This is a genomic window from Paracoccus sediminilitoris (assembly GCF_003259195.1).
In the GTDB taxonomy this organism is placed as follows: Bacteria; Pseudomonadota; Alphaproteobacteria; order Rhodobacterales; family Rhodobacteraceae; genus Paracoccus; species Paracoccus sediminilitoris.
The window spans coordinates 564,177-589,272 of sequence record NZ_QJPK01000001.1 but is presented as its reverse complement, the minus strand read 5'-3'; the positions used below and the strand labels follow the sequence as shown (position 1 = coordinate 589,272).

The following is a 25,096-nucleotide window of genomic DNA, read 5'->3' as shown; positions in this document are numbered from 1 at the left end:
CATTCATGCCAGACCGGAACGACCGCCATGCCCTTCATCATCGCCATTGACGGACCTGCAGCTTCGGGAAAGGGGACGATCGCGCGGGCGCTTTCGGCGCATTTCGGCTTTCACCATCTGGACACCGGGCTTTTGTATCGTGCCACGGGCGCCAAGGGCGGCGACCCCGTGCTGGCGGCGCAAAGCCTGTGCGCCGATGACCTGACCGGTTCCGGCCTGCGCAGCGCCGAGGCGGGGCAGGCCGCCAGCCGCATCGCTGCCATCCCCGAAGTGCGGGCGGCCCTGGTCGATTTTCAGCACCGTTTCGCGGCGCAGGAACCGGGCGCGGTGCTGGACGGGCGCGACATCGGCACGGTGATTTGCCCGCATGCGCAGGTGAAGCTTTACGTCGTCGCCTCGGACCGGGTGCGGGCGGAACGGCGGGCGGCGGAACTGGGCGCCGATCCGGCCGAGATGCTGGTCCAGCTGCAGGAACGCGACCGCCGCGACAGCGAACGTGCCGCGGCGCCGCTGCGCCCCGCCGATGACGCGGTGGTGCTGGACACCAGCACCCTCAGCGTTGATCAGGCGATCGCCCTTGCCATCGAAACGGTGCGCAAGGCCCGCTGATCAGCGGGCGATGATCTCGAATTTTGCGACATCGACCATGCCGCGATCGGTGATCTTCAGGGCGGGGATCACCGGCAGGGCCAGGAAGGCCAGTTGCAGGAAGGGTTCCTCCAGCGTGACGCCCAGGTCGCGGGCCGCGTCGCGCAGGATGACCAGGCGGTCGCGGACATCCTCGAAGGGATCAAGGCTCATCAGGCCGGCGACGGGCAGGGGCAGTTCGGCGATGATCCGGCCGTCCAGGGCGACAACGAAGCCGCCCTCGATTTCGGACAGGCGATTGGCGGCCAGCGCCATGTTGGCGTAATCGGCGCCCACCACCGCGATGTTGTGATGATCATGGCAGACGGTCGAGGCGATGGCCCCCCGCGCGATCCCGAACCCTTGGACGAAGCCCGTGGCGATATTGCCGTTCTTGCCGTGCCGTTCGATCACCGCGATCCGCATCAGGTCGCGTGCCGGATCAGGGCGCTTGTCGCCATCTTCGGGCGTGATATCGATCGTCAGATGCTCGGTGATGATCTTGCCTTCGAGGATGCCGATCACCGGCGTTTCGCTGCGGTTGCCGGTATAGCGGAAATCCTGCGCGGCGACCTTCGGGGCCTTGACCGACTGCCGCGCGACCGGGGCGACATGGCCGCGTGCGGCGAAGGCGGCATCATCGACGACGCGTCCGCCGGTCAGGACAAGCTGGGCGTTGCACCCCTCAAGGCCGTCGATGGCGACGATATCGGCGCGCAGGCCCGGCGCGATCAGCCCGCGATCCTTGAGACCGAAAGCCTCGGCGGCGGAGAGGCTGGCGGCGCGATAGGCGGCCAGTGGTTCGGTCCCAAGCGCGATCAGGCGGCGGATCATGTAGTCCAGATGCCCGTGTTCGCCGATATCCAGCGGATTGCGGTCATCGGTGCACAGGCACAGATAGGCGCTGGTGGCGGGCGTCAGGATGGGCTGCAGCGCGTCCAGATCCTTGCTGACCGAGCCTTCGCGGATCAGGACCCGCATGCCCTTGCGCAGCTTCTCCAGCGCTTCGTCGGCGGTAGTAGCTTCGTGTTCGGTGCGGATGCCGGCGGCGACATAGGCGTTCAGGTCGCGGCCCGACAGCTGCGGACAGTGACCGTCGATATGACCGCCCGCGAACAGCCGCAGCTTGGCCATGGCCGCCGGATCGCGGTGGATGACGCCGGGGTAATTCATGAACTCGGCCAGCCCGATGGCCGAGGGGTGGCCCATGACGCTGGCGATGTCATCGGCCAGAATTTCCGCGCCCGAGGTTTCCATGTCGGTCGATGGCACGCAGGACGACAGCTGCACCCGCAGATCCATCAGCAGATGCTCCGATGCGGCCTGGAAATACCGGATGCCGTCCAGGCCGATGACATTGGCGATCTCGTGCGGGTCGCAGATGGCGGTGGTGACGCCGCGGGGGGTGACGCAGCGGTCGAATTCGAAAGGGGTCACCAGGCTGCTTTCGACATGCAGATGCGTGTCGATGAAACCCGGCACCAGCGTCAGGCCGGTGACGTCGATGACGCGTGGGGCGTCATAGCTGGCGCCGATCCCCACGATCCGGTCGCCGCAGATCGCCACATCGCCGCCGATCATCGCGCCGGTCACCAGGTCGAAGACCTGACCGCCACGCAGGACCAGATCTGCGGGCATGTCGCCCCGTGCCTGTGCGATACGCCGTTCCAGTTCGTCCATCTGCCGCTCCGATCATTTTTGGTGCGCCACATGACAGCAAAGCGGGGGGCGCGTCCAGACCCGCTTGCCCTTGGGCGGACCGCGTGATTGCCTGCCCGGACAAAAGCAGGAGGTTCCGATGTCCAATGCCAGCGCCCAAAGCTATGCCCATGACGACCGCAACGACCGGGTTCTTGTCCATGTGAACGGCCAGCTGGTGCCGCGCGACCGGGCGGTGGTGTCGATCTTCGATGCGGGCTTTGGCTTGGGCGACGGCGTCTGGGAGGGGTTGCGCCTGGTCCGTGGGCGTATCCTGTCACAAGACGCGCATCTGGACCGGCTTTATGAAGGGGCGAATGCCATCGGTCTGGATATCGGCATGGACCGCACGGCGCTGACCGCGTGCATCATGGACCTGCTGGCCGCCAACGGGATGGAGGATGGCGTCCATATCCGCCTGATGGTCACGCGCGGGGTCAAGACGACCATCAACCAGGACCCCCGTTTCACGGTCGGCGGCGCAACGGTGGTGATCCTGGCCGAATGGAAACAGCCCAACGCGGCGCTCAAGGCGCGGGGGCTGCGGCTGATGACATCGGCCATCCGCTGTTCGACGCCGGATGTGTTCGACCTGCGCCTGAATTCGCACAGCCGGCTGAACTTCATTCAGGCGCTGAACCAGGCGATCGGCATGGGCGCCGACGAGGCCTTGATGCTGGACGACCGCGGCTTTGTCGCCAGCTGCAATTCGACCAATTTCTTCATCGTGCGCGGAGAGGAGCTGTGGACGTCGGACGGTGCCTGTTGCTTCAACGGCATCACGCGGGCAACGGTAATGCGGCTGTGGCGCCAGGCGGGCGGCGTCCTGCGCGAGGGAAACTTTACCCTGGCCCAGGCCTATGCTGCGGATGAAGCCTTTGTCACCGGCACCCTGGGGGGCATCACGCCGGTGGCCAGCATCGACGGGCGCGACATGCGCGGCGGTGTCGGGGGACCGGTGACGGCGCGGATCGCGGCGCTTTACGCAATTTACGTCGGCGGCTGAGGGCAGGGGCGGGGGCTTCCGCCCCCATCCGGCTGATGCCGGATTCCCCCAAAGGTATTTGCGTCAAAGAAGAAGCCCTTCAGGGGTTCCAGCGCAGGAAATTGGCGATCAGCCGCAGACCGATCTGCTGCGATTTTTCGGGGTGGAACTGGGTGCCGATGATGTTGTCGCGCCCGACCACCGCCGTCACCGGTCCGCCGTATTCGACATGCGCCAGCAGATGCGCGGGGTCGGTCACCTGAAACTGCCAGCTGTGGACGAAATACGCGTGATCGCCGGTGGAAATTCCCTCCAGCACGGGGTGGGGGTGGTCGATGACCAGGTCGTTCCAGCCCATATGCGGAACCTTGAGGCCGGGGGCGGCAATGGCGCGGATCTCTCCGCCGATCCAGTCCAGGCCGGGGGTTTCGCGGTATTCATGCCCGGTGGTGGCCAGCATCTGCATGCCGACGCAGATGCCCATGAAGGGCACGCCGCGGGTGATCACCGCGTCCTGGATCGCCTCGGCCATGCCGTCGACCTCGCCCAGGGCGGTGCGGCAGGCGGGGAAGGCGCCGTCGCCGGGCAGCACGATGCGGTCGGCGCGGGCGGCGACCTCGGGGTCCGAGGTCACGACGACATCCGCGCCCGCGTCGCGGCCCATCAGCTGGAACGCCTTTTCGGCCGAATGCAGGTTGCCGCTGTCGTAATCGACCAGCGCGACCCGCATCACAGCGCCCCCTTGGTCGAGGGCAGCACGCCCGCCATGCGCGGATCGGGCTCGACTGCCTCGCGCAGCGCGCGGGCGACGGCCTTGAAGGCGGCCTCGGCGATGTGGTGGCTGTTCAGCCCGTGCAGGCGGTCGACATGCAGCGTGATGCCGCCATGCGTGGATAGTGCCTGGAAGAATTCGCGCACCAGTTCGGTGTCAAAACTGCCGATCTTTTCCGACGGGAAATCGACGTTCCAGACAAGGAAGGGACGGGCCGACAGGTCCAGCGCCGCGCGGACCAGCGAATCGTCCATGGCCAGCAGGAAGCTGCCGTACCGGCGGATGCCCTTCTTGTCGCCCAATGCCGCGACCAGGGCCTGGCCGATGGCGATGCCCGTATCCTCGACCGTGTGGTGGTCGTCGATATGCAGGTCGCCATCCGCGCGGATGGTCATGTCGATTAGCGAATGGCGCGACAGCTGGTCCAGCATGTGATCGAAGAAGCCCACGCCGGTCCGGTTGTCATAGACCCCGGTGCCGTCGAGGTTCAGCGTCACCTCGATGCTGGTTTCCGAGGTCTTGCGGGTGATGGTCGCCTGGCGCATGGGATGTCCTTTCTTCGCGCGGGCCTTATAGGCCCTGCGGGCGGGTCAGCCAAGGTGAACCTGACCGGCGGGATAGCGCACCCGTGGCGTCGTGCGCGTCGCCAGGAAGAAACCCAGGGTCAGCGGCCCGACACGGCCCAGGAACATCACCACCATGATGACCAGACGCCCGAAATCCGACAGCTGCGCGGTATAGCCACGCGACAGGCCGGTGGTGCCGAAGGCGGAGGACACCTCGAAGGCGATATCGATGAATTCGCCGTCATGGCTGATCATCAGGGTGAAGATCGCCGTCAGGATGACGCCGGATGCGATGGTCATCAGCGCCATCACCTTCAGGACGTCGCCCAGGGGGATGGAACGGCCAAAGGCCGTCACCTCGGTCCGGCGGCGCAGGAAGGCCACCGCGGCCAGCAGCATCACGAAGATGGTCGTCACCTTCAGCCCGCCCGCCGTCGATGTCGGACCGCCCCCGATGATCATCAGGATCATGTACATCAGCGATGTCGAATCATGCAGCCCGCCGATATCGGTCGAATTGAAACCGGCCGTTCGCGTCGTCACGCCCTGAAACCAGGCGACCGTCAGGCGCGCGCCTGCATTGTCGAACTGCCCCAGGGTACGCGGGTTGTTCCATTCCAGGAAAGCCGTCATTGCCACGCCGCCGACGATCAGCACCGCCGTCCCGATCATCATCATCCGCGTGTGCAGCGACCAGCCGCGCCAGACCGGCTTTTGCCAGATGTCGGCGATGACGACATAGCCGATGCCGCCGGCGATGAACAAGGCGGGCACGACCGTGTTCACCATCGGGTCAACCGCGTAATCCGTCAGCCCGGCCGAAAAGGTCGAGAAGCCGGCATTGTTGAACGCCGAGACCGAATGGAAGATCGCATGCCAAAGCCCTGCGGCCAGCCCGTGATTGGGCATGAAGGACAGCGACAGCAGCATGGCGCCCGCCACCTCGGCCATGATCACGATGCGCAGGATGACCCAGACCAGCCGCGACAGCCGCGTGTAGGATGTCTGGTTCAGGTCTTCGCGCAGATAGTTGCCTTGGGTGATGCCCATCGGCAGGCCCAGCATCGACCACAGCAGGACCGCGAAGGTCATCAGGCCCAGCCCGCCCAGCTGGACCAGGAAGATGATGACCAGCTCGCCCCAGAAGGTGAAGGTCAGTTCCGTGTCCACCACCGCAAGTCCCGTCACCGTCACCGCCGAGGTCGAGGTGAACAGCGCATCCATCAGCGTGATCGGGGCCCGTGCCATCGGCGGCAGCATCAGCAGGAACCCGCCCAGCCCGATCAGCGCCAGATAGCCCACCGCCAGAACCGCGGGGGGCGGCGTGCGGGACAGCCAGCGCCGCAGCGCACGCTGGGGCGCGCGGGGACGTTTCACAGCCGGTCGCCGAAATTGGTCAGATCGACGCGCTTGCCCAGCAGCAGCAGGCGGTCATTGGCCTGCAGCACGGGGTCGTCGTCGCGTACGCAGCGATATTCGGTGCCGCGCATCATTCCCAGCATCTGCACGCCCGGCCCCGCCTGCAGTTCCGACAGCTTGCGGCCCGCCAGCCGCTGGGGGATCATCAGGTTCACGACCGAAAACCCGTTGCCAAGGCTGACGTAATCCTGCACCGCCGGGTTGTTCAGCATCTGTGCGGTGTGGCGGCCCATCTCCAATCCCGGCAGGATGACGCGGTCGGCGCCGATCTTGGACAGGATCCGGTGATGGGTGCGGCTGTCGGCCTTGGCCCAGATATGGCCGACGCCGACCAGCCGCAGGTTCATGGCCGCGATCACGTTGCTTTCAAGGTCGTTGCCGATCGAGACGAGGCCCACGTCATAGCGGTCCACCCCCGCCTCGCGCAGCGCGCCTTCGTCGGTGGCGTCCAGGATGATGGATGCGGGCAGCTGTTCGGCCAAGGCCGCGACGCGGCGCGGATCCTTGTCGATGCCCAGCACCTGGTTGCCGAAACGCGCCAGCTCGGCGGCGACGACGCTGCCGAAGGCGCCCAGGCCGATGACGACGAAGCTGCGACTGACCTTGCCCATGAATCCCTCGTGAGATGGCAAAACGCGCGAATGCTGTAACTTGCTGGCGCTTGGCGTCAAGCTGTCATCTGGTGTGACGCGGTGGCGTCCCGGAGGGGAACCTTTGGCGCGTAGTGGTCTTTCTCATGGGATTGTGAGAGAACAAATATCATACGGCGGAAACTCGCCAAGGGTCCAAGGACCTCCACCCGATCGGAAAAACCAGAAAGGGACAGATGTCACAGACACCTCCAAAGCCCCCCGGCAACAAGGGCACACCCCGCGACCGGACGCGCGAACGCGACGCCCTGCAAGGCCGTTTCGACCGCGACAAGCCAAAGCCAGCACCCGAACCGGTGCCCGAGCCCCAGATCGAAGACGGGGTCGAACCCATTCCCGAACCCGAAGGTCCGACCGAGATCATCGAGACGGATTACACCATCGGTCAGGACAACATCGAAGGCCGCGCGCCCTTCGCCTTTGACGTCCACAACCCGGTCTTCGGCATATCGGCCGCAGCCGTGGTGCTGTTCACCGTCGTCACCATGCTTTTCCCCGCCCAGCTGCAGCCCGTTTTCGAAGGCTTGCGCGATGGCATGACCAGCAATCTGGACTGGTTCTTCATGATGGCGGGCAACATCTTCGTGTTGCTGTGTCTGGCGCTGATCGTGCTGCCGCTGGGATCGGTCCGTCTGGGTGGGCCGGATGCGACGCCGGACTTCAGCCTGACGGGCTGGTTCGCGATGCTGTTTGCCGCGGGTATGGGCATCGGCCTGATGTTCTATGGCGTCAGCGAACCGCTGGGCCATTTCCAGGCGGCGCTGGGCGGCGTCACCATGGAAGACGGCATCCGCACCGACTGGGCCCCCTTGGGCGGCGCGGTCGACGACCCCGAGGCGGCCCGCCGTCTGGGTATGGCGGCCACCATCTTCCACTGGGGCCTGCACCCTTGGGCGATCTATGCCGTGGTGGCGCTGGCGCTGGGTCTTTTCGCCTATAACAAGGGCCTGCCGCTAACTCTGCGCTCGGTCTTCTACCCGATCTTCGGGGAACGGATCTGGGGCTGGCCGGGCCATGTGGTGGACATCACCGCCGTGCTGGCAACGATCTTCGGGCTTGCGACATCGCTGGGCCTGGGGGCCGAACAGGCGACTGCCGGCCTGAACTATCTCTTCGGCATGTCGGACGGCAACACCACCAAGATCGTGCTGATCGTCCTGATCACCATGGTCGCGGGCGCATCGGTCGTGCTGGGCGTCGAGAAGGGCGTCAAACGCCTGTCCGAGCTGAACATGATCCTGGCGATCATCCTGCTGTTGTTCATCATCGTCGTCGGACCGACCATTGCCATCCTGACCGGCTTCTTTACCAACCTGGCCGCCTATGCGCAGGAAGTGATCCCGCTGTCGAACCCCTTCGGCCGCTCGGATGACAACTTCCGGCAGGGGTGGACTGCGTTCTACTGGGCCTGGTGGATCAGCTGGTCACCCTTCGTCGGCATGTTCATCGCGCGCGTGTCGCGTGGCCGGACGGTGCGCCAGTTCCTGATTGCCGTGCTGATCGTGCCTTCGGTCATCTCGATCCTGTGGATGACGGCCCTGGGCGGCACCGCCATCGACGAGACGCTGGGCGGTTTCATGGGCATCACCGATGCGGCGCTTGAACTGAAGCTGTTCGAGATGCTGGGTCAGCTGCCCCTGTCGGCCATCACCAGCTTTGTCGGCATCGTGCTGGTCATCGTGTTCTTCGTGACCTCGTCGGATTCGGGTTCGCTGGTCATCGACACGATCGCGGCAGGCGGCAAGGTCAACGCGCCCGTGCCGCAGCGCATCTTCTGGGTCAGCATCGAGGGTCTGGTTGCCATCGCCCTGATGCTGGGCGGGGGACTGGCCGCGGCGCAGGCCATGGCGGTTTCGACCGGCTTCCCCTTCACCATCGTGCTGCTGGGGGCCTGCTATGCCCTGGTCAAAGGCCTTCAGGCCGAAAAGCGCGAATTGAAGTGATGCACGCGCCTGAATGATGCACAGGGAACGGGCAGGGTTTTCCTGCCCGTTCTTGTCTTATCGCCCATAGGGTGCGAAAACCGTCCGAACGATACCAAAGGACCGACGCACATGAGCGATATCTCTGCCAGCGAACGCCGGCTCAGCGCCGCGCTTGACCGTCTGGACCAGTTGCTGGACACGCAGCCCGCCGCAGTACCGGCCGCAGCGCCTGGTGAAGACCCTGCTCAAATCGCAGCCCTGACCCGTCAGCTGGAACAGCTGCAGGCGGAAAACGACCAGCTGCGCCAGGCCGCTTCTGTCGAGGCACCAGCCGTCCCGCAGGACCAGGACCAAGATCAGGACGATCTGCGCCGGCAGTTGGACGAGGCCACGCAGCTCAACGCGGAAATGGCCGTGGCCAACGACCAGCTGGCCGAGGCCAACCGCAACCTGATCGAGGCGCAGGAAACCGGCGGCATCGGTGCCGACGAAATCCGCGACGCGCTGGAAGCCGAGGTCAAGGCCCTGCGCGCCGCGCGCCAGGCCGAAATCGCCCAGATGGGCGAGATCATGGCCGAGCTGGAACGTCTGCTGGGCGATGCGCAGTCGGATGATCGGCAGAACCCCGAACCCGCCCCAACCCAGGAAGGGATCTGACATGGCCGAGGTCGAATTCACCATCGGACACAAGGAATACCGCATCGGTGCGCAGGACGGCGAGGAAAGCCTGCTGAAACGCGCCGCTGCCGTTCTGGACGGCGAGGCGCGCCAGATTCTGGAACAGGCGGGCCGCGTCCCCGAGGCGCGGCTGCTGTTGCTGGCCGGGCTGATGCTGGCCGATCGCTTTGCCACGCTGGAGGATCGTGCCGAAAAGGCCGAACGTCTTGCGGCGCGGCTGCAGGCGAACCCCCCACGGGTCGAGGTTCCGGTGATCCCCTCGGACCTCAAGGAGGCGATGGCCGAAATGGCCGCCCGTGCGGAATCGCTGGCCGACCGTCTTGAAGAACAGCGCGGCGGGCAGGCATCTTAACGATTTGTTAGCAGGTTTCGGGCCATTCTTGCCGAATGCGCCTGATCCCCATCCTTTTCCTGGCCCTTGCGGGCTGCGCCTCGCCCTCGGTCGAATTCATGGGGGCCGAACGGCGTGACGTGACCGTCGACGGCATGCGTTTTGCCGTCTTCCGTCGCGACACCGAAGCCCAGATCATCCGGCTGGACGGCGTGTCGCGCGCCAAACGCGGCGATCTGTCCCTGCAGATGGTTCGCGCCGCCGAGGATGCGACCGGTTGCGACGTAATCCCCGCCAGCATGACGACGCAGGCCCATGCGGCATCCGCCGTCGCCCGCGTCGATCTGCGCTGTCGCGATTAAGCGTCGGTGCCGTCGCCCAGAAACGCCGCCAGCGTCTCTGACACCGCCTCGGGGGCGTCCGCATGCAGCCAATGGCTGGCGTTCTTCAGCGTGACGACGCGCACCTGCGGGAAATGGTGGCGCAGGGCCTCCTCGCCGGCCTCGGTGACGTAGTCGGACAGGGCGCCGCGCAGGGCCATGACCTTGCCGTCGAAATTGCCCACAGGCAGGTCGTCGGGCCAGCCGATGATCTGCCGCATGCCATCGCGCAGCGCCTCAAGGTTCAGCCGCCAGGCATGCGGATCGGATTTCAGGTCCAGGTTCTGCAGCAGAAAGGCGCGGGTGCCAGCCTCGGGAACTGATTCGGCAAGGGCGGTGTCGGCCTGGCTGCGCCGGTCGATGCGCGTCAGGTCCAGGCCTTCCATCACATCGATATAGCGGGTTTGGTCATGCCCATAGGCGATGGGCGCGATATCCATGATCACCAGCCGCCGCACCATCTGCGGATGGGTCAGCGCCAGCATCATCGCGGCCTTGCCCCCCATCGAATGGCCGACCAGATCCACGCGCCCGCCCAGATCGGCAATGAGTTCCGCCAGATCGCCCGCCAGCGCGGCATAGCTGGCATCTGGGTCATGCGGGCTGTCGCCATGGTTGCGCAGATCGACGGTAACGACGCGTCGGGTGTCGGCCAGCCTGCGGGCCTGGGCCCCCAGGTTGCGCCCCTGACCGTAAAGGCCGTGGACCAGAAGGACGGGCAGGCCGCTTTCCGGCCCGATGATATCGTGATGCAGCTTCATGCGGACACTCTAGATCGTCTGGCGCGCGGCTGCCATCCCGTCTATTCTGCGCCTCATGACCCGAACGCCCAGCAGTTTCGAAGATATTTCCGCCATGGCCGATGAAGTGGCCATCCTGATGGCATCGCGCTTTGGCGGGGCCAAGCGGGGCGAACGCCCACCCCTGGTTCAGATGATGCGTCGGCGGGGCGGTGCGCTGCCTGCCGGGCTGCGCCGCCGGGCAAGGCGGCTGGCAGATGCGGGGCGCATGGCCGCCCAGCCCAAGGTGGCCCGCCAGTTGCCGCTGGACGGCCTTGCCCGCGATCACGCGGCGCTGGTCGCCCATCTGCGACCCTTGGGCGAGATGTCGCGCTGGCAGGGGCGGGCGATCGGGTTTGCGGCCTCGGTCGTGCTGGGCTTGCTGGTGCTGGGGGGCGTGGCGCTGTGGATCATGATCCAACGGGGCATGCTCTAGGGCAATATGCACAGGGTGCAACCCTGACCTTCGCAGCCAGCGTCTTGCCAAAGTTGGGCCAAGCTGTTTCGTGGGCCGCAAACCCATTCGCGCGCAGGACCCTCCGATGACCCAGAAATCAGAATTCCGCGCAGCGATCCTGTCGCTGTCCCTTGGCGCATTCGCCATCGGCACCTCCGAATTCGCGGCGATGGGGCTGCTGCCCTTCTTCGCTTCGGATCTGGGGCTGTCCGACCCTCAGGCGGGCCATGTCATCAGCGCCTATGCACTGGGCGTGGTGGTGGGGGCACCGCTGACCTCGATCCTGGGGGCCAGGCTGCCGCGTCGGCGCTATCTTGCAGCGCTGATGGCGTTCTATGGTCTGGTGAACCTGCTGGCCGCGGTCATGCCGGGGCTGGCCAGCCTGACCGGCATGCGGTTCCTGGCGGGTCTGCCGCATGGCGGTTTCCTGGGCGTGGCAATGCTTTATGCCGCCGATGCCTTGCCCGTCGGACAGCGGGCGCGTGGGGCGGCGCGGGTGCTGCTGGGCCTGACCGTCGCGAATATCATCGGCGTGCCGCTGGCCGGCTGGATGGGCCAGAGCATCGGCTGGCGTTGGGGCTTTGCGCTGCCGGGCGTGCTGGCGCTGGCCTCGGCCTGGGCGATCCTGCGCTTTGCACCGCGTGTGGGCGGCAATCCCGATGCGCGCCCCTGGGACGAATTGCAGGCCCTGCGCAACCCGCGCGTCCTGTGGGTGCTGGCAGTGGGGGCCATCGGGTTCGGGGGGCTCTTTTCGGTCTATGCCTTCTTGACGGCGGCGATCCTGGCCACGACCGACGCGCCCGCCTATGTGGTGCCGCTGACGCTGGCGGTCTTTGGCGTGGGCGGCACGCTTGGCACTTGGGGCGCGGGCCGCATGACCGAGGCGCTTGGCATCGACCGCGCCGCCTATGTCAGCCTGCTGGCCATGGCGCTGACGCAAGGCTTTGCCGCGCTGGCGGTGGGCAACTGGCCGATGATGGTGCTGTCATCCTTCCTGATCGCGGCGGGGGCTGGGCTGGTCATTCCGCTGCAGACGCGGCTGATGGATGTCGCCGGATCGGCGCAAAGCATGGCCGCGGCGATGAACCACGCGGCCTTCAACGCCGCCAATGCGCTTGGTCCCTTCCTTGCGGGGCTGGCGCTCAGCGCGGGGTGGGGCTGGCGTGCGCCGGGGATCGTGGGCGTGCTGCTTACGGCTGCGGGGGCCGTGGCCTGGACACTTGCACTGCGTCAAGGTCGGAAAGCACAGGCGGCGGCAGCGACCGCAGGATGACCCTGCGCGAGGTCGAGGCGAATTCACGCCGCCACGTCACCCACAGCACGATGGCGGTTCCCGCCATCAGCCCCCATGACCCGGCCAGCCAGCCAAGCGACCCCAGGGCAAAATAGACGCTGCGCAGGCCCGCGTTGAAGCTGCGCGCGGCGGTGATGTTCAGATCGCCCGCCTGCATCGCGCGATCGGTCGCGTCGGGATGGTCGGGGTCGTTGGGGACCGATGCCATCAGCACCGCGCAATAGCCGAACAGTCGATGCGCCCAGACGAATTTCAGGAAGGCGTTGACGATGAAGAACATCGTCACCAGCAGGCGCAGTTCCCATCCGGTATTGGCGGTGGGGTTGAACTCCAGCTCGGCCGCGATGCCGCGCAGACGTTCGGCATTGCCGATCAGCGCCAGCAGGCCCCCCGTGGCGATCATGCAGGCCGATGCGAAAAACGCGGTGCCCTCGCGCAGGCTGGCCAGGATATTGCCGTCGAAGATCCGTGGATCGCGGGCGACGAACTGATGCATCCATTCGCGCCGGAACCGGGTCATCAGGACCGAGACCGAAGGTCGCCCCGCGGGCGGACGTTCCGTGAACCAGCCGATGCCCAGCCAGGCCACAAACAGCAGGATCAGCGCCAGCAGGTCGGGCAGCGCTAAGGGATGGGTGGTGATCAGGTCCAGCGGGTTCATGGCGCGACCTTATGACGGGGTCACGGCGCTTGAAAGCCCCCCGCCACCCCCCTATCGTCGAATTCGAACAGGCAGGGAGGGGAGGACCGGCCATGATGCAGATGCCCGTGCCCGATGCGGCGGTGATGGCGCAACGCCAAGCCATCATCGCAAGGTTGCAGACCGCGCTTCCCGGCGCCGTCATCGACGATCCCGCCGAAACGCGTGCCTATGAATGTGATGCGCTGTCGGCCTATCGCTGCGCGCCCTTGGCCGTGGTGCTGCCCGAAACGACCGCGCAGGTCGCGCAACTGCTGGCCATCTGCCACGAGATGCGCGTCCCCGTGGTGCCGCGCGGCGCGGGGACCAGCCTTGCAGGCGGGTCCATGCCCACGGCGGATGCGGTGGTGATCGGGCTGTCGCGCATGACGCAGGTGCTGGAGGTGTCGGCACAAGACCGGCTGATCCGGGTGCAGGCGGGGCGCACGAACCTGTCGGTGTCGGCGGCGGTCGAAGGCATCGGGTTCTTCTATGCGCCCGACCCCTCCAGTCAGCTTGCCTGCGCGATCGGCGGCAACATCGCGATGAATTCCGGCGGCGCACATTGCCTGAAATACGGGGTGACGACCAACAACCTGTTGGGCGTGACCATGGTGCTGATGGATGGCAGCATCGTCGAACTGGGCGGCCCGATGGGCGAATCCGGGGGACTGGACCTGCTGGGCGTCATCTGCGGGTCCGAGGGCCAGATGGGCATCGTGACCGAGGCGACGCTGCGCATCCTGCCCCGTCCCGCAGGCGCGCGGCCCGTTCTGATCGGTTTCGACAGCAGTGAAACCGCCGGGGCCTGCGTCGCGGCCATCATCCGCGCGGGCATCATTCCCGTGGCCATCGAATTCATGGACAGCCCCTGCATCCGCGCGACCGAGGCCCATGCCCATGCCGGCTATCCCGATGCCGAGGCGCTGCTGATCGTCGAGGTCGAGGGCACCGCCCCGGAAATCGACGAACAGCTGTCGCTGATCCGCGACATCGCCATGCGCTTCGATCCCGTCGAATTCCGCGAAAGCCGGTCCGAGGATGAATCCCGTCGCATCTGGCTGGGCCGGAAATCGGCCTTCGGGGCGATGGGGCAGATGGGCGACTATATCTGCCTTGACGGCACGATCCCGGTGACGGCACTGCCGATGGTTCTGGCGGGCATCGGCGATCTGTCGCGGCAATACGGGCTGGCGGTCGCCAATGTCTTTCACGCGGGCGACGGAAACATGCACCCGCTGATCATCTATGACGCGAACGCACCCGGCGATCTGGACCGGGCCGAGGCGCTTGGCGCCGACATCCTGCGCCTGTGTGTTCAGGTCGGTGGCTGCCTGACGGGCGAACATGGCGTCGGCATCGAAAAGCGCGACTTGATGAGCGCACAGTTCGATCCCCACGACCTTGAGGCGCAGATGCGTGTCAAGGATGCCTTCGACCCCCATTGGCTGCTGAACGCCGCCAAGGTCTTTCCGCTGGAGGTTTCGGCCCCGCGCCGTGATCGCCGCCTGAACAGCATGGCCTCCGATGCGGCCTGAGACCGAAGCCGACCTTGCCGCGCTGATCCGCGACGCCGGTGCGCCCCTGTCGGTCATCGGCGGCGGCACGCGGCTCTGGCCCGGCGAAGGGCAGGGGGCGCGTGTGGACATGACCGCCATGACCGGCGTCACGCTCTATGAACCCGAGGCGCTGACGCTGGTGGTCCGGGCCGGGACCCCGCTGCAGACGGTCCGCGACACCCTGGCGGCCGAAGGCCAGATGCTGGGGTTTGAGCCCGACGATCTGCCGGGCTCGACCATCGGCGGGGTGGCTGCCACGAATGCCGCAGGCGCCCGTCGGGTCTTGGCGGGCGCGGCGCGCGATGCGCTGATCGGGGTGCGCTTCGTCGACGGTCAAGGGCAGGTCATCCGCAATGGCGGGCGGGTGATGAAGAACGTCACCGGATATGACCTGGTCAAGCTGATGGCGGGCAGCCGCGGCCAGTTGGGCGTGCTGACCGAGCTGTCCTTCCGCACGACACCCCTGCCGCAGGTCACCAACACGCTGCAACTGCGCGATCTGGACGCGGCGGACGCGATCCATGCCTTTACGGTGGCGCTTGGCGGTCCCTATGACGTCAGTGCCGCGCGCTGGACGCCGGACCACGGTGCGCTGATCCGGCTGGAGGGGTTGCGCGCATCGGTCGCCAGCCGCAGTGCCGAACTGGCGCGCCGCCTGTCGGATTTCGGCAGCCTGTCGCAAATCGAGGACCACCCCTGGCATCGCCCGGCACCCGCTGCTGCCGATCCCGCGCAGGATGTCTGGCGCATCATCTGCCGTCCCTCGCAGGCGCCAACCCTGCTGGAGCGCCTGCCGCAGCCGATGCTGCTGGATTGGGGCGGCGCGCTGATCCATGTGGCGATGCCCCGGGGGCAGACCCCCGATCTGCCACATTTCGCAGGTCATGCGCGCCGCATCGCGGGGCAGGGGGCGGCGATCCTGCCGCCGCCCGATCCCGTCACCGACCGCATCCAGCGCGACCTGCGCGACCGCTTCGATCCGCGCGGCATTTTCCGGGGGGCCCGCTGATGCAGACCAATTTCACGCCCGAACAGCTGGCCGATCCGGCCGTCGCGCATTCCAACAAGATCCTGCGCAGCTGCGTGCATTGCGGGTTCTGCACGGCGACCTGCCCGACCTATCAGGTGCTGGGCGATGAACTGGACAGCCCGCGGGGGCGGATCTACCTGATCAAGGACATGCTGGAATCGGGTCGCCCGGCGGATGAAAAGACCGTGAAGCATATCGACCGCTGTCTCAGCTGTCTCAGCTGCATAACAACATGCCCATCGGGGGTGAATTACGCCCATCTGGTCGATCACGCGCGCAGCCATATCAACGCGACCTATCGCAGGCCCTGGCGCGACCGAATGCTGCGGCGGCTGTTGACGGCGATCCTGCCCTATCCGGGGCGGTTCCGATTGGCGCTGGCGGGCGCGCGGCTGGCGCGGCCCTTCCGGCGGCTGATGCCCGATGCACGGCTGCGCGCCATGCTGGACATGGCCCCCGGACGCGTCCCCCCGGTCAGCGGCAACGACCGCGGCCAGACCTTCGCGGCAAACGGCCCGCAGCGCGCGCGGGTGGTGCTGATGATCGGCTGCGCGCAGCGGGCGCTGAACACCGACATCAACGACGCGACCATCCGCTTGTTGCGCCGTGCGGGATGCCAGGTGGTGATCCCGCCGCAATTTGGCTGCTGCGGGGCGCTGACCCTGCATATGGGCCAGGAGGAGGACGGCCGCGACCGGGCGCGCGACAGCATCGCCCGCCTGTTGGCTGCCGAGGCCGAGGGGCCGGTCGATGCGATTGTCGTCAACACCTCGGGCTGCGGGACGGCCATCAAGGATTACGGGCATCTTTTCGCGGGCGACCTGATGGAGGATGACGCCCGCCGCGTCGCCGGCCTTGCCCGCGACGTGACCGAGTTCCTGCAGGCGCTTGGCCTGCCCGACAGCACGGGCGACGCGGCGCAGGGGATGCGGGTGGCCTATCATTCGGCCTGTTCCCTGCAGCATGGCCAGCAGATCAGATCGGCCCCCAAGGATCTGCTGACCCGCGCGGGCTTTCAGGTGGTCGAGCCTGCCGACCCGCATCTGTGCTGCGGATCGGCAGGGACCTATAACCTGTTGCAGCCGGAATTGTCGGCGCAGCTGAAGGCGCGCAAGGTGGCGTCGCTGCAGGCGCTGGAGCCGCAGGTCATCGCCGCCGGAAATATCGGCTGCATGATGCAGATCGGCGGCGGGACGGCCCTGCCGGTCGTGCATACGGTCGAGTTGCTGGATTGGGCGACAGGCGGGCCGAAACCCGCATCAATGGGGTCTTGAACGGCGTCCGGGCGATCCTAAATCAACGTCATCGGCGGCCATGACGGCGTCGGTATCTGCCCGCCCGATGATCGGGGGGCATCACTGTTGACATCGCTTTGACGTAAGGATGTGACCCATGCGTAACTTCGACCTGACTCCGCTCTATCGTGCCTCGATCGGTTTCGACCGGTTGGCCGACGTGATGGACCGGACCCTGTCTGCCGACGTGGCAGCCCCCACCTATCCCCCCTATAACATCGAGAAGACCGGCGAGGATGCCTATCGCATTTCCGTCGCCGTCGCCGGTTTCAGCGCCGATGACCTGAATGTCGAGATGCGCGACGGCGCCGTCATCATCTCGGCCCGCAAGGCCGATGAGGATGAAACCCGCACCTATCTGCATCGCGGCATCGCCACCCGCGCCTTTGAACGAAAGTTCACCTTGGCCGACCATGTGCGCGTCGATGGCGCCAGCCATCTGGACGGCATGCTGCATATCGACTTGGTGCGTGAGATCCCCGAGGCGCTGAAGCCGCGCCGGATCGAGATCGCCAAGACGGCGGGCAAGGTGGAAAAGCTGGACGCCTGAGCTTGCGTCCCGCGACGGCAGGGGGCTGACTGTCCCCGGACCCCCGTTCGCGTCGCTGCAAAACCGGAAGGGCGGTCCAGGCGGGCCGCCCTTTTTCAGATGCGGCGTCTGGCGCGCAAGGCGGCGCTGATGGTTCCGTCGTCCAGGTAATCCAGTTCGCCCCCAATGGGAACGCCCTGGGCAAGCCCCGTGACCGAGATGTCGCTGTCCTCCAGCGCGTCGGCGATGTAATGCGCCGTCGTCTGGCCATCGACCGTGGCGTTCAGCGCCAGAATCACCTCGGATATGTTTTCGGCATGGATGCGGGTGATCAGGGCGGGGATGCCCAATTCATCCGGGCCGACCTCGTCCAGGGCGGAGAGCGTGCCGCCCAGCACGTGATAGCGGCCCTTGAAGGCCTGTCCGCGTTCCAGCGCCCAAAGGTCGGCCACGTCCTGCACCACGCAGATTTCCCCCGTGGCACGGGCCGGATCGGTGCAGATGGCGCATTCATCGCGGTCGGTAATATTGCCGCAGGTGATGCATTCACGCGAATTCACCGCCACCCGGTCCAGCAGCTGCGCCAGCTGGGTCATCTGCTGGCTGCGCTTGCGCACCAGTTGCAGCACGATGCGCCGGGCCGAGCGCGGCCCAAGCCCGGGCAGCCGCGCCATCAGCGCGATCAGCGCCTGGATGTCGTCGCTGCCCTGGGCCATGGATCAGAAGGGCATCTTCATGCCGGCGGGCAGGCCCAGACCTTCGGTCATCTTGCCCATTTCGGCTTGCATCTTCTCCTCGGCGGCGCGCTGCGCCTCTTTGATGGCGGCCAGAATCAGATCCTCGACGACCTCCTTTTCCGAGGGCACGAAGATCGACGGGTCGATTTCCAGCGCCGTCAGCTCGCCCTTGACGGTGCAGGTCGCCTTGACCAGGCCCGCACCGGATTCACCGGTGACGGTGACGCTGGAGAGGTCCTCCTGCATCTGCGCCATCTTTTCCTGCATCTCCTTGGCGGCCTTCATCATCTTGGCCATGTCGCCAATGCCGCCCAATCCCTTGATCATGTCTCAATCCTCATCTTCGAATGGATCCCATTCCTCGACCTCGGCCACCGGGCCCTGGGTCGCATCATGGGGATTTGCTGCGCCTTCCGCCAGATCCTCGACCTCGGTCGGGGGCGGGGCGGCGCGGGTGATGTTGGTCAGGGTGGCACCGGGAAAGGCGGCCATGACCTGCTGCACGATGGGCAGGGCCAGGGCGCGTTCGCGGGCGGCACGCGCCTCGGCGTTGCGGGTTTCCGCGATGGTGGGCGCGCCGCCGGAATTCGTCACGGTGACGGCCCAACGCTGGCCGCCCGTCCAGCCGCGCAGGCGTTCGGCCAAGCGCTGTGCCAGATTGGTGGGCGGGTCCAGCCGCGGTTCGAACTCGATCCGGCCGGGGCTGTATTTCACCAGCGCGACATGGCGTTCGACCATGACCAGCAAGGTCATGTCGCGCATGCGGCGGATCAGCTCCAGCACCGATTCGAAATCGGGATAGGAATGCAGCACGTCTGGCGACACGGCCAGCGCGGTGGCCGCGCCCGAGGGTTGCACCACGGGCGCGGGACGCGCGCGGCGCATGGCCTGCGGGGCGTGGTCGGGAACCTGACCCTGCACGGCGGGACCGCGGGCGAATTCGCCCGCGTTCTGGGCCTGCTGGACGCGGCGGATCAGCGCCTCGGGGTCGGGCAGGTCGGCCACATGGGTCAGCCGGATGATCGCCATTTCGGCTGCCATCATGGCGTTCGGGGCGGCGGACACCTCCTCCAGCGCCTTCAACAGCATCTGCCACATGCGCGACAGGACCCGCATCGGCAGGTTTTCCGACAGTTCCTTGCCGCGGGCGCGTTCGTCGGGGGAAATGGTCGGGTCGTCCAGTGCATCGGGCGTGATCTTCACGACCGAGATCCAATGCGTGATCTCGGCCAGATCGCGCAGCACGGCGACCGGATCGGCCCCGTCGGCATATTGCGATTGCAGTTCAGTCAGAGCCGCCGCCGCATCGCCACGCAGCACCATCTGGAACAGGTCGATGACGCGGCCTCGATCGGCCAGGCCCAGCATGGCGCGGACCTGATCGGCGGTGGTTTCCCCCGCGCCATGGCTGATCGACTGGTCCAGAAGGCTGGTCGCGTCGCGCGCCGATCCTTCGGCCGCACGGGTGATCAGCGCCAGCGCGTCTTCGCTGATCTGCGCGTTTTCGGCACCCGCGATGCGTTTCAGCAGGGCGATCATCACCTCGGGCTCGATCCGGCGCAGATCGAAGCGCTGGCAGCGCGACAGGACCGTCACGGGCACCTTGCGGATTTCGGTCGTGGCAAAGATGAATTTGACGTGCGGGGGCGGTTCCTCCAGCGTCTTCAGCAGCGCGTTGAACGCGCTGGTGGACAGCATGTGAACCTCGTCGATGATGTAAATCTTGTAGCGGGCGGATGCCGCGCGATAGTGCACCGATTCGATGATTTCGCGGATGTCGCCGACGCCGGTGCGTGATGCGGCGTCCATCTCCATCACGTCGACATGGCGGCCTTCGCTGATGGCCACGCAATGTTCGCAGACCCCGCAGGGTTCGGTCGTCGGGCCGCCTTCGCCATCGGGGCCGATGCAGTTCATGCCCTTGGCGATGATGCGGGCGGTGGTCGTCTTGCCGGTGCCGCGGATGCCCGTCATGATGAAGGCCTGCGCGATGCGGTCGGCGGCAAAGGCGTTCTTCAGCGTGCGCACCATCGCGTCCTGTCCGACAAGGTCGGCGAACGTCTCGGGCCGGTATTTGCGGGCCAGAACCTGGTATGCGTTTGTCGTGTCGGTCATCGATCCCCCGGGCGTCGCGCCACCTTAGCGGCGCGTCCCATCTGCCACAACCGGATCACGTCAGGCGGCCAGCAATCCGATGCCGCGCGCACCCGCGATCAGGTCTTCGGCCATCAGGTCGGCATGATCGCCCGACAGCGGCGTCATATCCGGTACCTGCACCACGGTCATACCCGCCGCACGGGCGGCGCGGGCGCCGATATCGCTGTCCTCGAAGGCCAAGCAGCGGGTCGGATCGATGCCAAGGCGCTGTGCCGCCAGCAGATAGACGTCGGGCGCCGGTTTCGGGTCGGGCACGTCGCTGCGCGTCACCACGATATCGAAGCTGTCAGTCAGCCCGGCGGCGGCCAGCTTTTCACGTGCCTGATCGCTGGTGCTGGAGGTGGCGATGGCGAAGGGCATGCCCATTTCGCGCAGCGCTGCAAGCAAATCGGCGACATAGGGCCGCAGCGGAATGCCGTCGCGGTCGCGGCGTTCAACCAAGGCCTCGGACCACAGGCGGTCCAGTTGGTCGAAATCGAAATCCGCGCCGATATGGTCGCGCAGGATCTTGCGGGCGCTTGGTTCATCCATGCCGACCAGCGAATGCAGCAGGCCTTCCGGGGCGGTCCGACCCATGCGGTGCAGCGCAGCCTCTTGCGTTTCGATGCCCATCTGTTCGGTGGCCAGCAGCGTTCCGTCCAGATCGAAGATCACGGCGTCGAAGCGGGGTTGCGTCATGGGGGGTCCTTTCATCATGTCCGCCGCTAACATGGGGGCGGCCGCGTCCGGTCACAAGTCGCATGGCGACATGACAGCAATGCGTCAAAAGGGGAGATGGGTGAGAGGCTGGACAGCGACCCAAGTGGATCCTGTTACGGCTGCTTCCTTCCGGACCTGACCGAGTTGGCAAGACACCTGCCCGCGCCAACCTCTCGGGGCGACAAATAGGCAAAGCGGCGCGCGGATGCAAGCCCGTGCTTACGCATCACAGCGAAAGCCGCATCAGCGCGAAACCATCGGCATCCATTCCCGCATGCTCCATCGGGACGGGCAGGGGGCGTGTCACCGCGACGGGCGCGGTCGGGAACAGGACCGTGGTGCCGGGCATGGGCGCGAATCGCCAGTTGGGCACCTGCGGCACGCGGATCCTGCGCCGCGTTCTGACATAGCGGCGCAGCACATCGAGGCTGTGGGCGTCGCGATCCAGCACGACCTCGTTCTGGTTGACCAGCGGGCTGAACAACCCGCAACTGGCCAGGCGATAGGAATTGGTCGCCAGCACGAAATGGTCGTCATCCCCCACCGAACGTCCCCGCCAGAGCAGATCGTGGATGCGGTGCGACGATGCATCGGCCAGACCGCCCTGCGGGGTAAAGCGCGCGGGCGCCGACAGGTCGATGCTCCACGTCACCCCGTCGATGACGTCGAAGTTATAGGCTGGAAACTGCGGGTCGAGCAGGGCCGCGTCCTGCGCACCGGGGGTAATGGTGGCAAAGATGCTGGCAGAACGTTCCAACCAGCTGCGCAGCTGCTGGCCGGTGATGCGGATCGCCGTGATGCGGTTGGGATAGGTATAGAGATCGGCCAGATGCCGCAGCGCCAGCCGACCCGCAGGGACGTCGGTATAGGCAGCAGGCCCGCCACGCCCGCCTGCGCGATAAGGCGCGCTGGCCGACAGCACCGGCAGATCGGCCAAGGGCGTCCCCTGCAGTCTGCGCCTGACATGCCATCGCTGCGCCATGTTGACCAGCCGCAGCCCCGCGTCATGGCCGATCAGTGCGAAATGGCTGCCCAGGGGCGTGGCGCTGCGTCCGATCCGTGCGCCCAGCTGGTGGCGGGTGGCGCGATGGGCCTCGGCCACCGGGCGGGACACCAGGGGCAGGCTGGGCGTGCCGGCATCGATGGGGCGGCAGCTGACGGTGAAATCTTGGATGACCGGCCCCTGAGCCCCGATCCGCAGGTCCAGATCGATCACCCCCAGATGCGATCCGCCATAGCCGGGCATTACCGCGGGCTTGCCCATCAAGGTGCCGCGCCGTGCGTCCGTTCCGGGGCGGTCCTGCCAGCCGGGACCGGGAAAGACCTCGTGCGTGTGGCCGGCGATGACGACGTCGATTTCGGGCAGCGCGGCTAGCGCTGTGGCGGCGTGTTCCATCCCCGGATGGGCTTCGGGGCTGCCGATGCCGCTATGGGCAAGCGCGATGATCAGGTCCGCACCCTCGGCCTTCAGCCGCGGCAAAAGCCGCTGCGCGGTCCGGATGATGTCGTGGCTGCGCATGACGGGGCGCAGGTCCTGGTCCCATTCCTCGGTCTTGGGGGGCAGAAAGCCGATCACGCCGATTCGCAGGCGATGATCCTGACCGGCCTCGTCCTGCAGGGTCCGATCCAGCAGGCAATAGCGGGCAAAGTTCCGGCCACGCGCCATCGTCAGGTTCGCCGCCAGTACTGGAAAGTGGGCCTGGGCAACGGTCCGTCGCAAAAAGGCCAGCCCAAAGTTGAAATCATGATTGCCAAGCGCCGCCGCGTCGTATCGCAGCGCATTCATCGCCGCGATGGCGGGATGGGCCGCACCCTTGCCGCCCTGCCGCGCCACCACGTCGCCCATCGGCGCACCCTGCAGGAAATCGCCATTGTCCAGCAGCAGGCATTGCCGCCCCTCGGCGCGCAGGCGCTGGATCATGTCGGCGGTCCGGGCCAGGCCGAACCGGTCGCAGGGCCGGTCGGCCAGGTAATCATGGGGCAGCAGATGCATGTGCATGTCGCTGGTCGCCAGGATGCGCAGCTTCAGACCGATGCCGGTCCCGCAGGAGGTCTGGTCCGACCTGTCGGGCAAATGGCCGCCGTCAGGCATTCGCTTGGCTGAAAGGGCGATAAGACATTCTGTCCGTCCCGTGGCTGCTTGAACTGCGTGTCGCCTCTGGATAGCGCATCGGCGGAATGTCGCACAACCAAAGATTGTTATTGTGTTGCCGACTCGCCCATGATTCAGCGATCTTGGGGGCACTCTGCGCAGCGTTCGGACAGCGGCCTGGCCGCGATGGCCGGGTGCCGCGCGATGCGATGCCAGGGGGCGATCCGGCACCATTGTTGAAAGGGAAAGCCCGTCTGGACTAACAGTAACAGGCATGGAACTGTCCCCAAAGACAGTTCAACATCATCAGTGGGTTGTTTCCAATGAAGTTTTCGACACGCATAGATACCGACCTTCCCGCCGAGAAACTTTTCGAGGCGATCGGCGATTTCGATGCGTTGGAGCGCATGCTGATCGGCAAGGGCGCAAGCGTGTCGAGGATTGACCCCAAGCAGGAACCCGGTATCACCATGGGCTGGAATGTCGGCTTCGACTGGCGGGGCCGCAGGCGCGACCTGCGGCTGGCGGTGACGCGTTTTGACCGGCCCGAACAGATCACCATGGTGGGACGATCGGACGCGCTGGACCTGCTGGTCAATGCGACCGTCGTGGCGCTGAGCCGCGTGAAGTCACGCCTGATCTTTGAAACCGAGGTCAAGCCGCGCAACATGAAGGCGCGGCTGATGCTGCAGACGGCCAAGCTGGGCAAGGGTCAGATGGACCGCCGTTTCCAGCGCCGCGTCGGCGCATTCGTCACCCAGATGAGCGGCCGGCACAGCTAGGGCGCATCACGCGAGCTGGCGCTGTGCCTCGCGCAGGGGATCGGCGGGATAGACGCCCAGAATGTCCAGCGAGGTCGTGAAATAGCTCAGCTCGTCCAGGGCGCGGCGGACATTGTCATCCTCGGGGTGGCCTTCGATATCGGCATAGAACTGGGTGGCGGTGAAGACGCCGTCGACCATGTAGCTTTCCAGCTTGGTCATGTTCACGCCATTCGTGGCAAAGCCGCCCATGGTCTTGTAAAGCGCGGCGGGAATGTTGCGCACGCGGAAGACGAAACTGGTCAGCATCCGTTCGGCACGGCGGCTGTGATCGGCTTGGCGCGACATGATCAGGAATCGGGTGGTGTTGTTCTGGCGGTCCTCGATCTGGTCGGCCAGACGCTCCAGCCCATAGATTTCGCCCGCCAGGGGGGCCGCCAGCGCCGCCAGCGACGGAATGCCGCGCGCGGCCACTTCCTTGGCCGATCCGGCGGTATCGGCGCCTGTCATGGCGCTGATACCGTGCTGGCGCAGAAAGCCGCGGCACTGGCCCAGAAGGACCGTGTGGCTCATGGCCTGACGGATGTCCGACAGCGGCGTGCCGGGGACGGCCAGCAGGCTGATATGGACGCGCACGAAGGCCTCGTCGATGATCTTGAGACCGGATTCGGGCAGCAAATGATGGATATCGGCGACCCGGCCATAGGTCGAATTCTCGACCGGCAGCATGGCCAGATCGGCGGCGCCGCCACGCACGGCCTCGATCACGTCCTCGAAGGTGGGGCAGGGCAGCGCCTCCATGTCGGGGCGGGCGGTCCGACAGGCCTCGTGGCTGTAGGCGCCCGGCTCTCCTTGGAAGGCGATACGATTCGTGGTCATGGCCAAAGCCCCCGATGGTCCAAGAAAGTCAGCGTGCCGGGGTAACTATACCTTGATCACGCAAAGCGAAAGCGGATAGATGTCCCCCGAATTGACGAGCTTACCAAGGCGGGGACCG

General features: G+C 66.3%; 26 protein-coding genes and 1 other RNA gene. 13 read left to right on the top strand and 14 right to left on the bottom strand.

What is annotated here, in order from left to right:
* Positions 1–27: 27 nt before the first annotated feature.
* On the top strand, positions 28–609 hold the full coding sequence (locus DKT70_RS02865) for a (d)CMP kinase (RefSeq protein ID WP_111557704.1): 582 nt from the start codon (positions 28–30) through the stop codon (positions 607–609).
* Here the strand turns inward: DKT70_RS02865 and ade are convergent, their stop codons facing one another.
* The gene (gene ade, locus DKT70_RS02860; protein WP_111557703.1) at positions 610–2,307 is read right to left on the bottom strand and encodes an adenine deaminase; all 1,698 of its coding nucleotides are present in this window, start codon (positions 2,305–2,307) and stop codon (positions 610–612) included.
* A 118-nt stretch (positions 2,308–2,425) separates the two neighbouring features.
* Here ade and DKT70_RS02855 point away from each other — a divergent pair, with 118 nt between their 5' ends.
* Positions 2,426–3,331 carry an aminotransferase class IV gene (locus tag DKT70_RS02855; protein ID WP_111557702.1) on the top strand — a complete coding sequence of 302 codons (906 nt, stop codon included), beginning with the start codon at positions 2,426–2,428 and terminating at the stop codon, positions 3,329–3,331.
* A 79-nt stretch (positions 3,332–3,410) separates the two neighbouring features.
* Here DKT70_RS02855 and hisH read toward each other — a convergent pair whose 3' ends face one another.
* The 4 genes from hisH to DKT70_RS02835 are packed head-to-tail and all read right to left on the bottom strand — an operon-like array spanning position 3,411 to position 6,678.
* Positions 3,411–4,040 (bottom strand): imidazole glycerol phosphate synthase subunit HisH, encoded by a 630-nt coding sequence (gene hisH, locus DKT70_RS02850; protein WP_111557701.1) that lies wholly within the window; start codon positions 4,038–4,040, stop codon positions 3,411–3,413.
* The gene (gene hisB / locus DKT70_RS02845) at positions 4,040–4,627 is read right to left on the bottom strand and encodes an imidazoleglycerol-phosphate dehydratase HisB (protein WP_111557700.1); all 588 of its coding nucleotides are present in this window, start codon (positions 4,625–4,627) and stop codon (positions 4,040–4,042) included. Before hisB ends, hisH begins: the two co-directional genes overlap by 1 nt.
* A 45-nt stretch (positions 4,628–4,672) precedes the next feature.
* Complete coding sequence (locus DKT70_RS02840) at positions 4,673–6,025, bottom strand: TrkH family potassium uptake protein (protein WP_233490391.1); 1,353 nt, start codon at positions 6,023–6,025, stop codon at positions 4,673–4,675.
* Positions 6,022–6,678 (bottom strand): potassium channel family protein, encoded by a 657-nt coding sequence (locus DKT70_RS02835; protein ID WP_111557699.1) that lies wholly within the window; start codon positions 6,676–6,678, stop codon positions 6,022–6,024. Before DKT70_RS02835 ends, DKT70_RS02840 begins: the two co-directional genes overlap by 4 nt.
* A gap of 215 nt (positions 6,679–6,893) precedes the next feature.
* Between DKT70_RS02835 and DKT70_RS02830 the strand changes: the two genes are divergently transcribed.
* From DKT70_RS02830 to DKT70_RS02815, 4 genes are all read left to right on the top strand, one after another.
* Positions 6,894–8,660: a BCCT family transporter gene (locus DKT70_RS02830; RefSeq protein ID WP_111557698.1), complete on the top strand. Its 1,767-nt coding sequence runs from the start codon at positions 6,894–6,896 to the stop codon at positions 8,658–8,660.
* A 111-nt stretch (positions 8,661–8,771) separates the two neighbouring features.
* A complete protein-coding gene (locus tag DKT70_RS02825) occupies positions 8,772–9,299 on the top strand; it encodes a hypothetical protein (RefSeq protein ID WP_111557697.1) in 528 nt (175 codons plus the stop codon).
* A 1-nt stretch (position 9,300) separates the two neighbouring features.
* Complete coding sequence (gene zapA / locus DKT70_RS02820) at positions 9,301–9,672, top strand: cell division protein ZapA (protein WP_111557696.1); 372 nt, start codon at positions 9,301–9,303, stop codon at positions 9,670–9,672.
* Positions 9,673–9,707: 35 nt separating this feature from the next.
* Positions 9,708–10,013, top strand: coding sequence for a hypothetical protein (locus tag DKT70_RS02815; RefSeq protein WP_111557695.1), 306 nt, complete (start codon positions 9,708–9,710; stop codon positions 10,011–10,013).
* On the opposite strand, the gene DKT70_RS02810 is transcribed toward DKT70_RS02815, so the two are convergent.
* Positions 10,010–10,792, bottom strand: a complete 783-nt coding sequence (locus tag DKT70_RS02810; protein WP_111557694.1) for an alpha/beta fold hydrolase — start codon at positions 10,790–10,792, stop codon at positions 10,010–10,012. The genes DKT70_RS02815 and DKT70_RS02810 overlap by 4 nt on opposite strands.
* Before the next feature lie 55 nt (positions 10,793–10,847).
* Between DKT70_RS02810 and DKT70_RS02805 the strand changes: the two genes are divergently transcribed.
* Both DKT70_RS02805 and DKT70_RS02800 read left to right on the top strand, forming a co-directional pair.
* Positions 10,848–11,246, top strand: a complete 399-nt coding sequence (locus DKT70_RS02805) for a hypothetical protein (protein ID WP_111557693.1) — start codon at positions 10,848–10,850, stop codon at positions 11,244–11,246.
* Between the two features lie 106 nt (positions 11,247–11,352).
* Positions 11,353–12,540 carry an MFS transporter gene (locus tag DKT70_RS02800; RefSeq protein WP_111557692.1) on the top strand — a complete coding sequence of 396 codons (1,188 nt, stop codon included), beginning with the start codon at positions 11,353–11,355 and terminating at the stop codon, positions 12,538–12,540.
* Here the strand turns inward: DKT70_RS02800 and DKT70_RS02795 are convergent.
* The gene (locus tag DKT70_RS02795) at positions 12,458–13,222 is read right to left on the bottom strand and encodes a DUF599 domain-containing protein (protein ID WP_111557691.1); all 765 of its coding nucleotides are present in this window, start codon (positions 13,220–13,222) and stop codon (positions 12,458–12,460) included. The genes DKT70_RS02800 and DKT70_RS02795 overlap by 83 nt on opposite strands.
* A gap of 95 nt (positions 13,223–13,317) precedes the next feature.
* Here DKT70_RS02795 and DKT70_RS02790 point away from each other — a divergent pair, with 95 nt between their 5' ends.
* The 4 genes from DKT70_RS02790 (at position 13,318) to DKT70_RS02775 (ending at position 17,674) form a co-directional block, all read left to right on the top strand.
* Positions 13,318–14,778 carry an FAD-linked oxidase C-terminal domain-containing protein gene (locus DKT70_RS02790; protein WP_111557906.1) on the top strand — a complete coding sequence of 487 codons (1,461 nt, stop codon included), beginning with the start codon at positions 13,318–13,320 and terminating at the stop codon, positions 14,776–14,778.
* Positions 14,768–15,808, top strand: coding sequence for an FAD-binding protein (locus DKT70_RS02785; protein ID WP_111557690.1), 1,041 nt, complete (start codon positions 14,768–14,770; stop codon positions 15,806–15,808). Before DKT70_RS02790 ends, DKT70_RS02785 begins: the two co-directional genes overlap by 11 nt.
* Entirely contained in the window at positions 15,808–17,103 is a 1,296-nt protein-coding gene (gene glcF / locus DKT70_RS02780) for a glycolate oxidase subunit GlcF (protein WP_111557689.1), read from the top strand. The genes DKT70_RS02785 and glcF overlap by 1 nt, the downstream gene beginning before the upstream one ends.
* A gap of 118 nt (positions 17,104–17,221) precedes the next feature.
* The gene (locus tag DKT70_RS02775) at positions 17,222–17,674 is read left to right on the top strand and encodes an Hsp20 family protein (RefSeq protein ID WP_111557688.1); all 453 of its coding nucleotides are present in this window, start codon (positions 17,222–17,224) and stop codon (positions 17,672–17,674) included.
* Between the two features lie 95 nt (positions 17,675–17,769).
* On the opposite strand, the gene recR is transcribed toward DKT70_RS02775, so the two are convergent.
* From recR to DKT70_RS02745, 6 genes are all read right to left on the bottom strand, one after another.
* Entirely contained in the window at positions 17,770–18,369 is a 600-nt protein-coding gene (gene recR, locus DKT70_RS02770) for a recombination mediator RecR (RefSeq protein ID WP_111557687.1), read from the bottom strand.
* A gap of 3 nt (positions 18,370–18,372) precedes the next feature.
* Entirely contained in the window at positions 18,373–18,717 is a 345-nt protein-coding gene (locus DKT70_RS02765; protein ID WP_108500996.1) for a YbaB/EbfC family nucleoid-associated protein, read from the bottom strand.
* Between the two features lie 3 nt (positions 18,718–18,720).
* Positions 18,721–20,505: a DNA polymerase III subunit gamma/tau gene (locus DKT70_RS02760; protein WP_111557686.1), complete on the bottom strand. Its 1,785-nt coding sequence runs from the start codon at positions 20,503–20,505 to the stop codon at positions 18,721–18,723.
* Between the two features lie 60 nt (positions 20,506–20,565).
* Positions 20,566–21,225, bottom strand: a complete 660-nt coding sequence (locus tag DKT70_RS02755) for an HAD family hydrolase (RefSeq protein ID WP_158529934.1) — start codon at positions 21,223–21,225, stop codon at positions 20,566–20,568.
* 99 nt (positions 21,226–21,324) lie between these two features.
* Positions 21,325–21,421, bottom strand: an RNA gene (gene ffs, locus DKT70_RS02750) — signal recognition particle sRNA small type.
* A gap of 51 nt (positions 21,422–21,472) precedes the next feature.
* Complete coding sequence (locus DKT70_RS02745) at positions 21,473–23,338, bottom strand: bifunctional 2',3'-cyclic-nucleotide 2'-phosphodiesterase/3'-nucleotidase (protein ID WP_111557684.1); 1,866 nt, start codon at positions 23,336–23,338, stop codon at positions 21,473–21,475.
* Between the two features lie 323 nt (positions 23,339–23,661).
* On the opposite strand from DKT70_RS02745, the gene DKT70_RS02740 reads away from it, so the two are divergent.
* Positions 23,662–24,120 carry an SRPBCC family protein gene (locus tag DKT70_RS02740; RefSeq protein WP_111557683.1) on the top strand — a complete coding sequence of 153 codons (459 nt, stop codon included), beginning with the start codon at positions 23,662–23,664 and terminating at the stop codon, positions 24,118–24,120.
* Between the two features lie 6 nt (positions 24,121–24,126).
* Here the strand turns inward: DKT70_RS02740 and DKT70_RS02735 are convergent, their stop codons facing one another.
* On the bottom strand, positions 24,127–24,978 hold the full coding sequence (locus DKT70_RS02735; RefSeq protein WP_111557682.1) for a prephenate dehydratase: 852 nt from the start codon (positions 24,976–24,978) through the stop codon (positions 24,127–24,129).
* Positions 24,979–25,096 lie beyond the last annotated feature (118 nt).

What these genes read in the sequence shown, in the direction of transcription:
- DKT70_RS02790 (WP_111557906.1), top strand. Translation starts at nt 13,318, where the DNA reads ATGCAGATGCCCGTGCCCGATGCGGCGGTGATGGCGCAACGCCAAGCC.
- DKT70_RS02740 (WP_111557683.1), top strand. Translation starts at nt 23,662, where the DNA reads ATGAAGTTTTCGACACGCATAGATACCGACCTTCCCGCCGAGAAACTT.
- DKT70_RS02855 (WP_111557702.1), top strand. Translation starts at nt 2,426, where the DNA reads ATGTCCAATGCCAGCGCCCAAAGCTATGCCCATGACGACCGCAACGAC.
- DKT70_RS02810 (WP_111557694.1), bottom strand. Translation starts at nt 10,792, where the DNA reads ATGAAGCTGCATCACGATATCATCGGGCCGGAAAGCGGCCTGCCCGTC.
- DKT70_RS02830 (WP_111557698.1), top strand. Translation starts at nt 6,894, where the DNA reads ATGTCACAGACACCTCCAAAGCCCCCCGGCAACAAGGGCACACCCCGC.
- DKT70_RS02795 (WP_111557691.1), bottom strand. Translation starts at nt 13,222, where the DNA reads ATGAACCCGCTGGACCTGATCACCACCCATCCCTTAGCGCTGCCCGAC.
- DKT70_RS02765 (WP_108500996.1), bottom strand. Translation starts at nt 18,717, where the DNA reads ATGATCAAGGGATTGGGCGGCATTGGCGACATGGCCAAGATGATGAAG.
- recR (WP_111557687.1), bottom strand. Translation starts at nt 18,369, where the DNA reads ATGGCCCAGGGCAGCGACGACATCCAGGCGCTGATCGCGCTGATGGCG.
- DKT70_RS02745 (WP_111557684.1), bottom strand. Translation starts at nt 23,338, where the DNA reads ATGCCTGACGGCGGCCATTTGCCCGACAGGTCGGACCAGACCTCCTGC.
- glcF (WP_111557689.1), top strand. Translation starts at nt 15,808, where the DNA reads ATGCAGACCAATTTCACGCCCGAACAGCTGGCCGATCCGGCCGTCGCG.
- DKT70_RS02735 (WP_111557682.1), bottom strand. Translation starts at nt 24,978, where the DNA reads ATGACCACGAATCGTATCGCCTTCCAAGGAGAGCCGGGCGCCTACAGC.
- DKT70_RS02865 (WP_111557704.1), top strand. Translation starts at nt 28, where the DNA reads ATGCCCTTCATCATCGCCATTGACGGACCTGCAGCTTCGGGAAAGGGG.
- DKT70_RS02760 (WP_111557686.1), bottom strand. Translation starts at nt 20,505, where the DNA reads ATGACCGACACGACAAACGCATACCAGGTTCTGGCCCGCAAATACCGG.
- DKT70_RS02785 (WP_111557690.1), top strand. Translation starts at nt 14,768, where the DNA reads ATGCGGCCTGAGACCGAAGCCGACCTTGCCGCGCTGATCCGCGACGCC.
- hisB (WP_111557700.1), bottom strand. Translation starts at nt 4,627, where the DNA reads ATGCGCCAGGCGACCATCACCCGCAAGACCTCGGAAACCAGCATCGAG.
- DKT70_RS02805 (WP_111557693.1), top strand. Translation starts at nt 10,848, where the DNA reads ATGACCCGAACGCCCAGCAGTTTCGAAGATATTTCCGCCATGGCCGAT.
- hisH (WP_111557701.1), bottom strand. Translation starts at nt 4,040, where the DNA reads ATGCGGGTCGCGCTGGTCGATTACGACAGCGGCAACCTGCATTCGGCC.
- DKT70_RS02800 (WP_111557692.1), top strand. Translation starts at nt 11,353, where the DNA reads ATGACCCAGAAATCAGAATTCCGCGCAGCGATCCTGTCGCTGTCCCTT.
- DKT70_RS02835 (WP_111557699.1), bottom strand. Translation starts at nt 6,678, where the DNA reads ATGGGCAAGGTCAGTCGCAGCTTCGTCGTCATCGGCCTGGGCGCCTTC.
- DKT70_RS02825 (WP_111557697.1), top strand. Translation starts at nt 8,772, where the DNA reads ATGAGCGATATCTCTGCCAGCGAACGCCGGCTCAGCGCCGCGCTTGAC.
- DKT70_RS02775 (WP_111557688.1), top strand. Translation starts at nt 17,222, where the DNA reads ATGCGTAACTTCGACCTGACTCCGCTCTATCGTGCCTCGATCGGTTTC.
- zapA (WP_111557696.1), top strand. Translation starts at nt 9,301, where the DNA reads ATGGCCGAGGTCGAATTCACCATCGGACACAAGGAATACCGCATCGGT.
- DKT70_RS02815 (WP_111557695.1), top strand. Translation starts at nt 9,708, where the DNA reads ATGCGCCTGATCCCCATCCTTTTCCTGGCCCTTGCGGGCTGCGCCTCG.
- ade (WP_111557703.1), bottom strand. Translation starts at nt 2,307, where the DNA reads ATGGACGAACTGGAACGGCGTATCGCACAGGCACGGGGCGACATGCCC.
- DKT70_RS02755 (WP_158529934.1), bottom strand. Translation starts at nt 21,225, where the DNA reads ATGACGCAACCCCGCTTCGACGCCGTGATCTTCGATCTGGACGGAACG.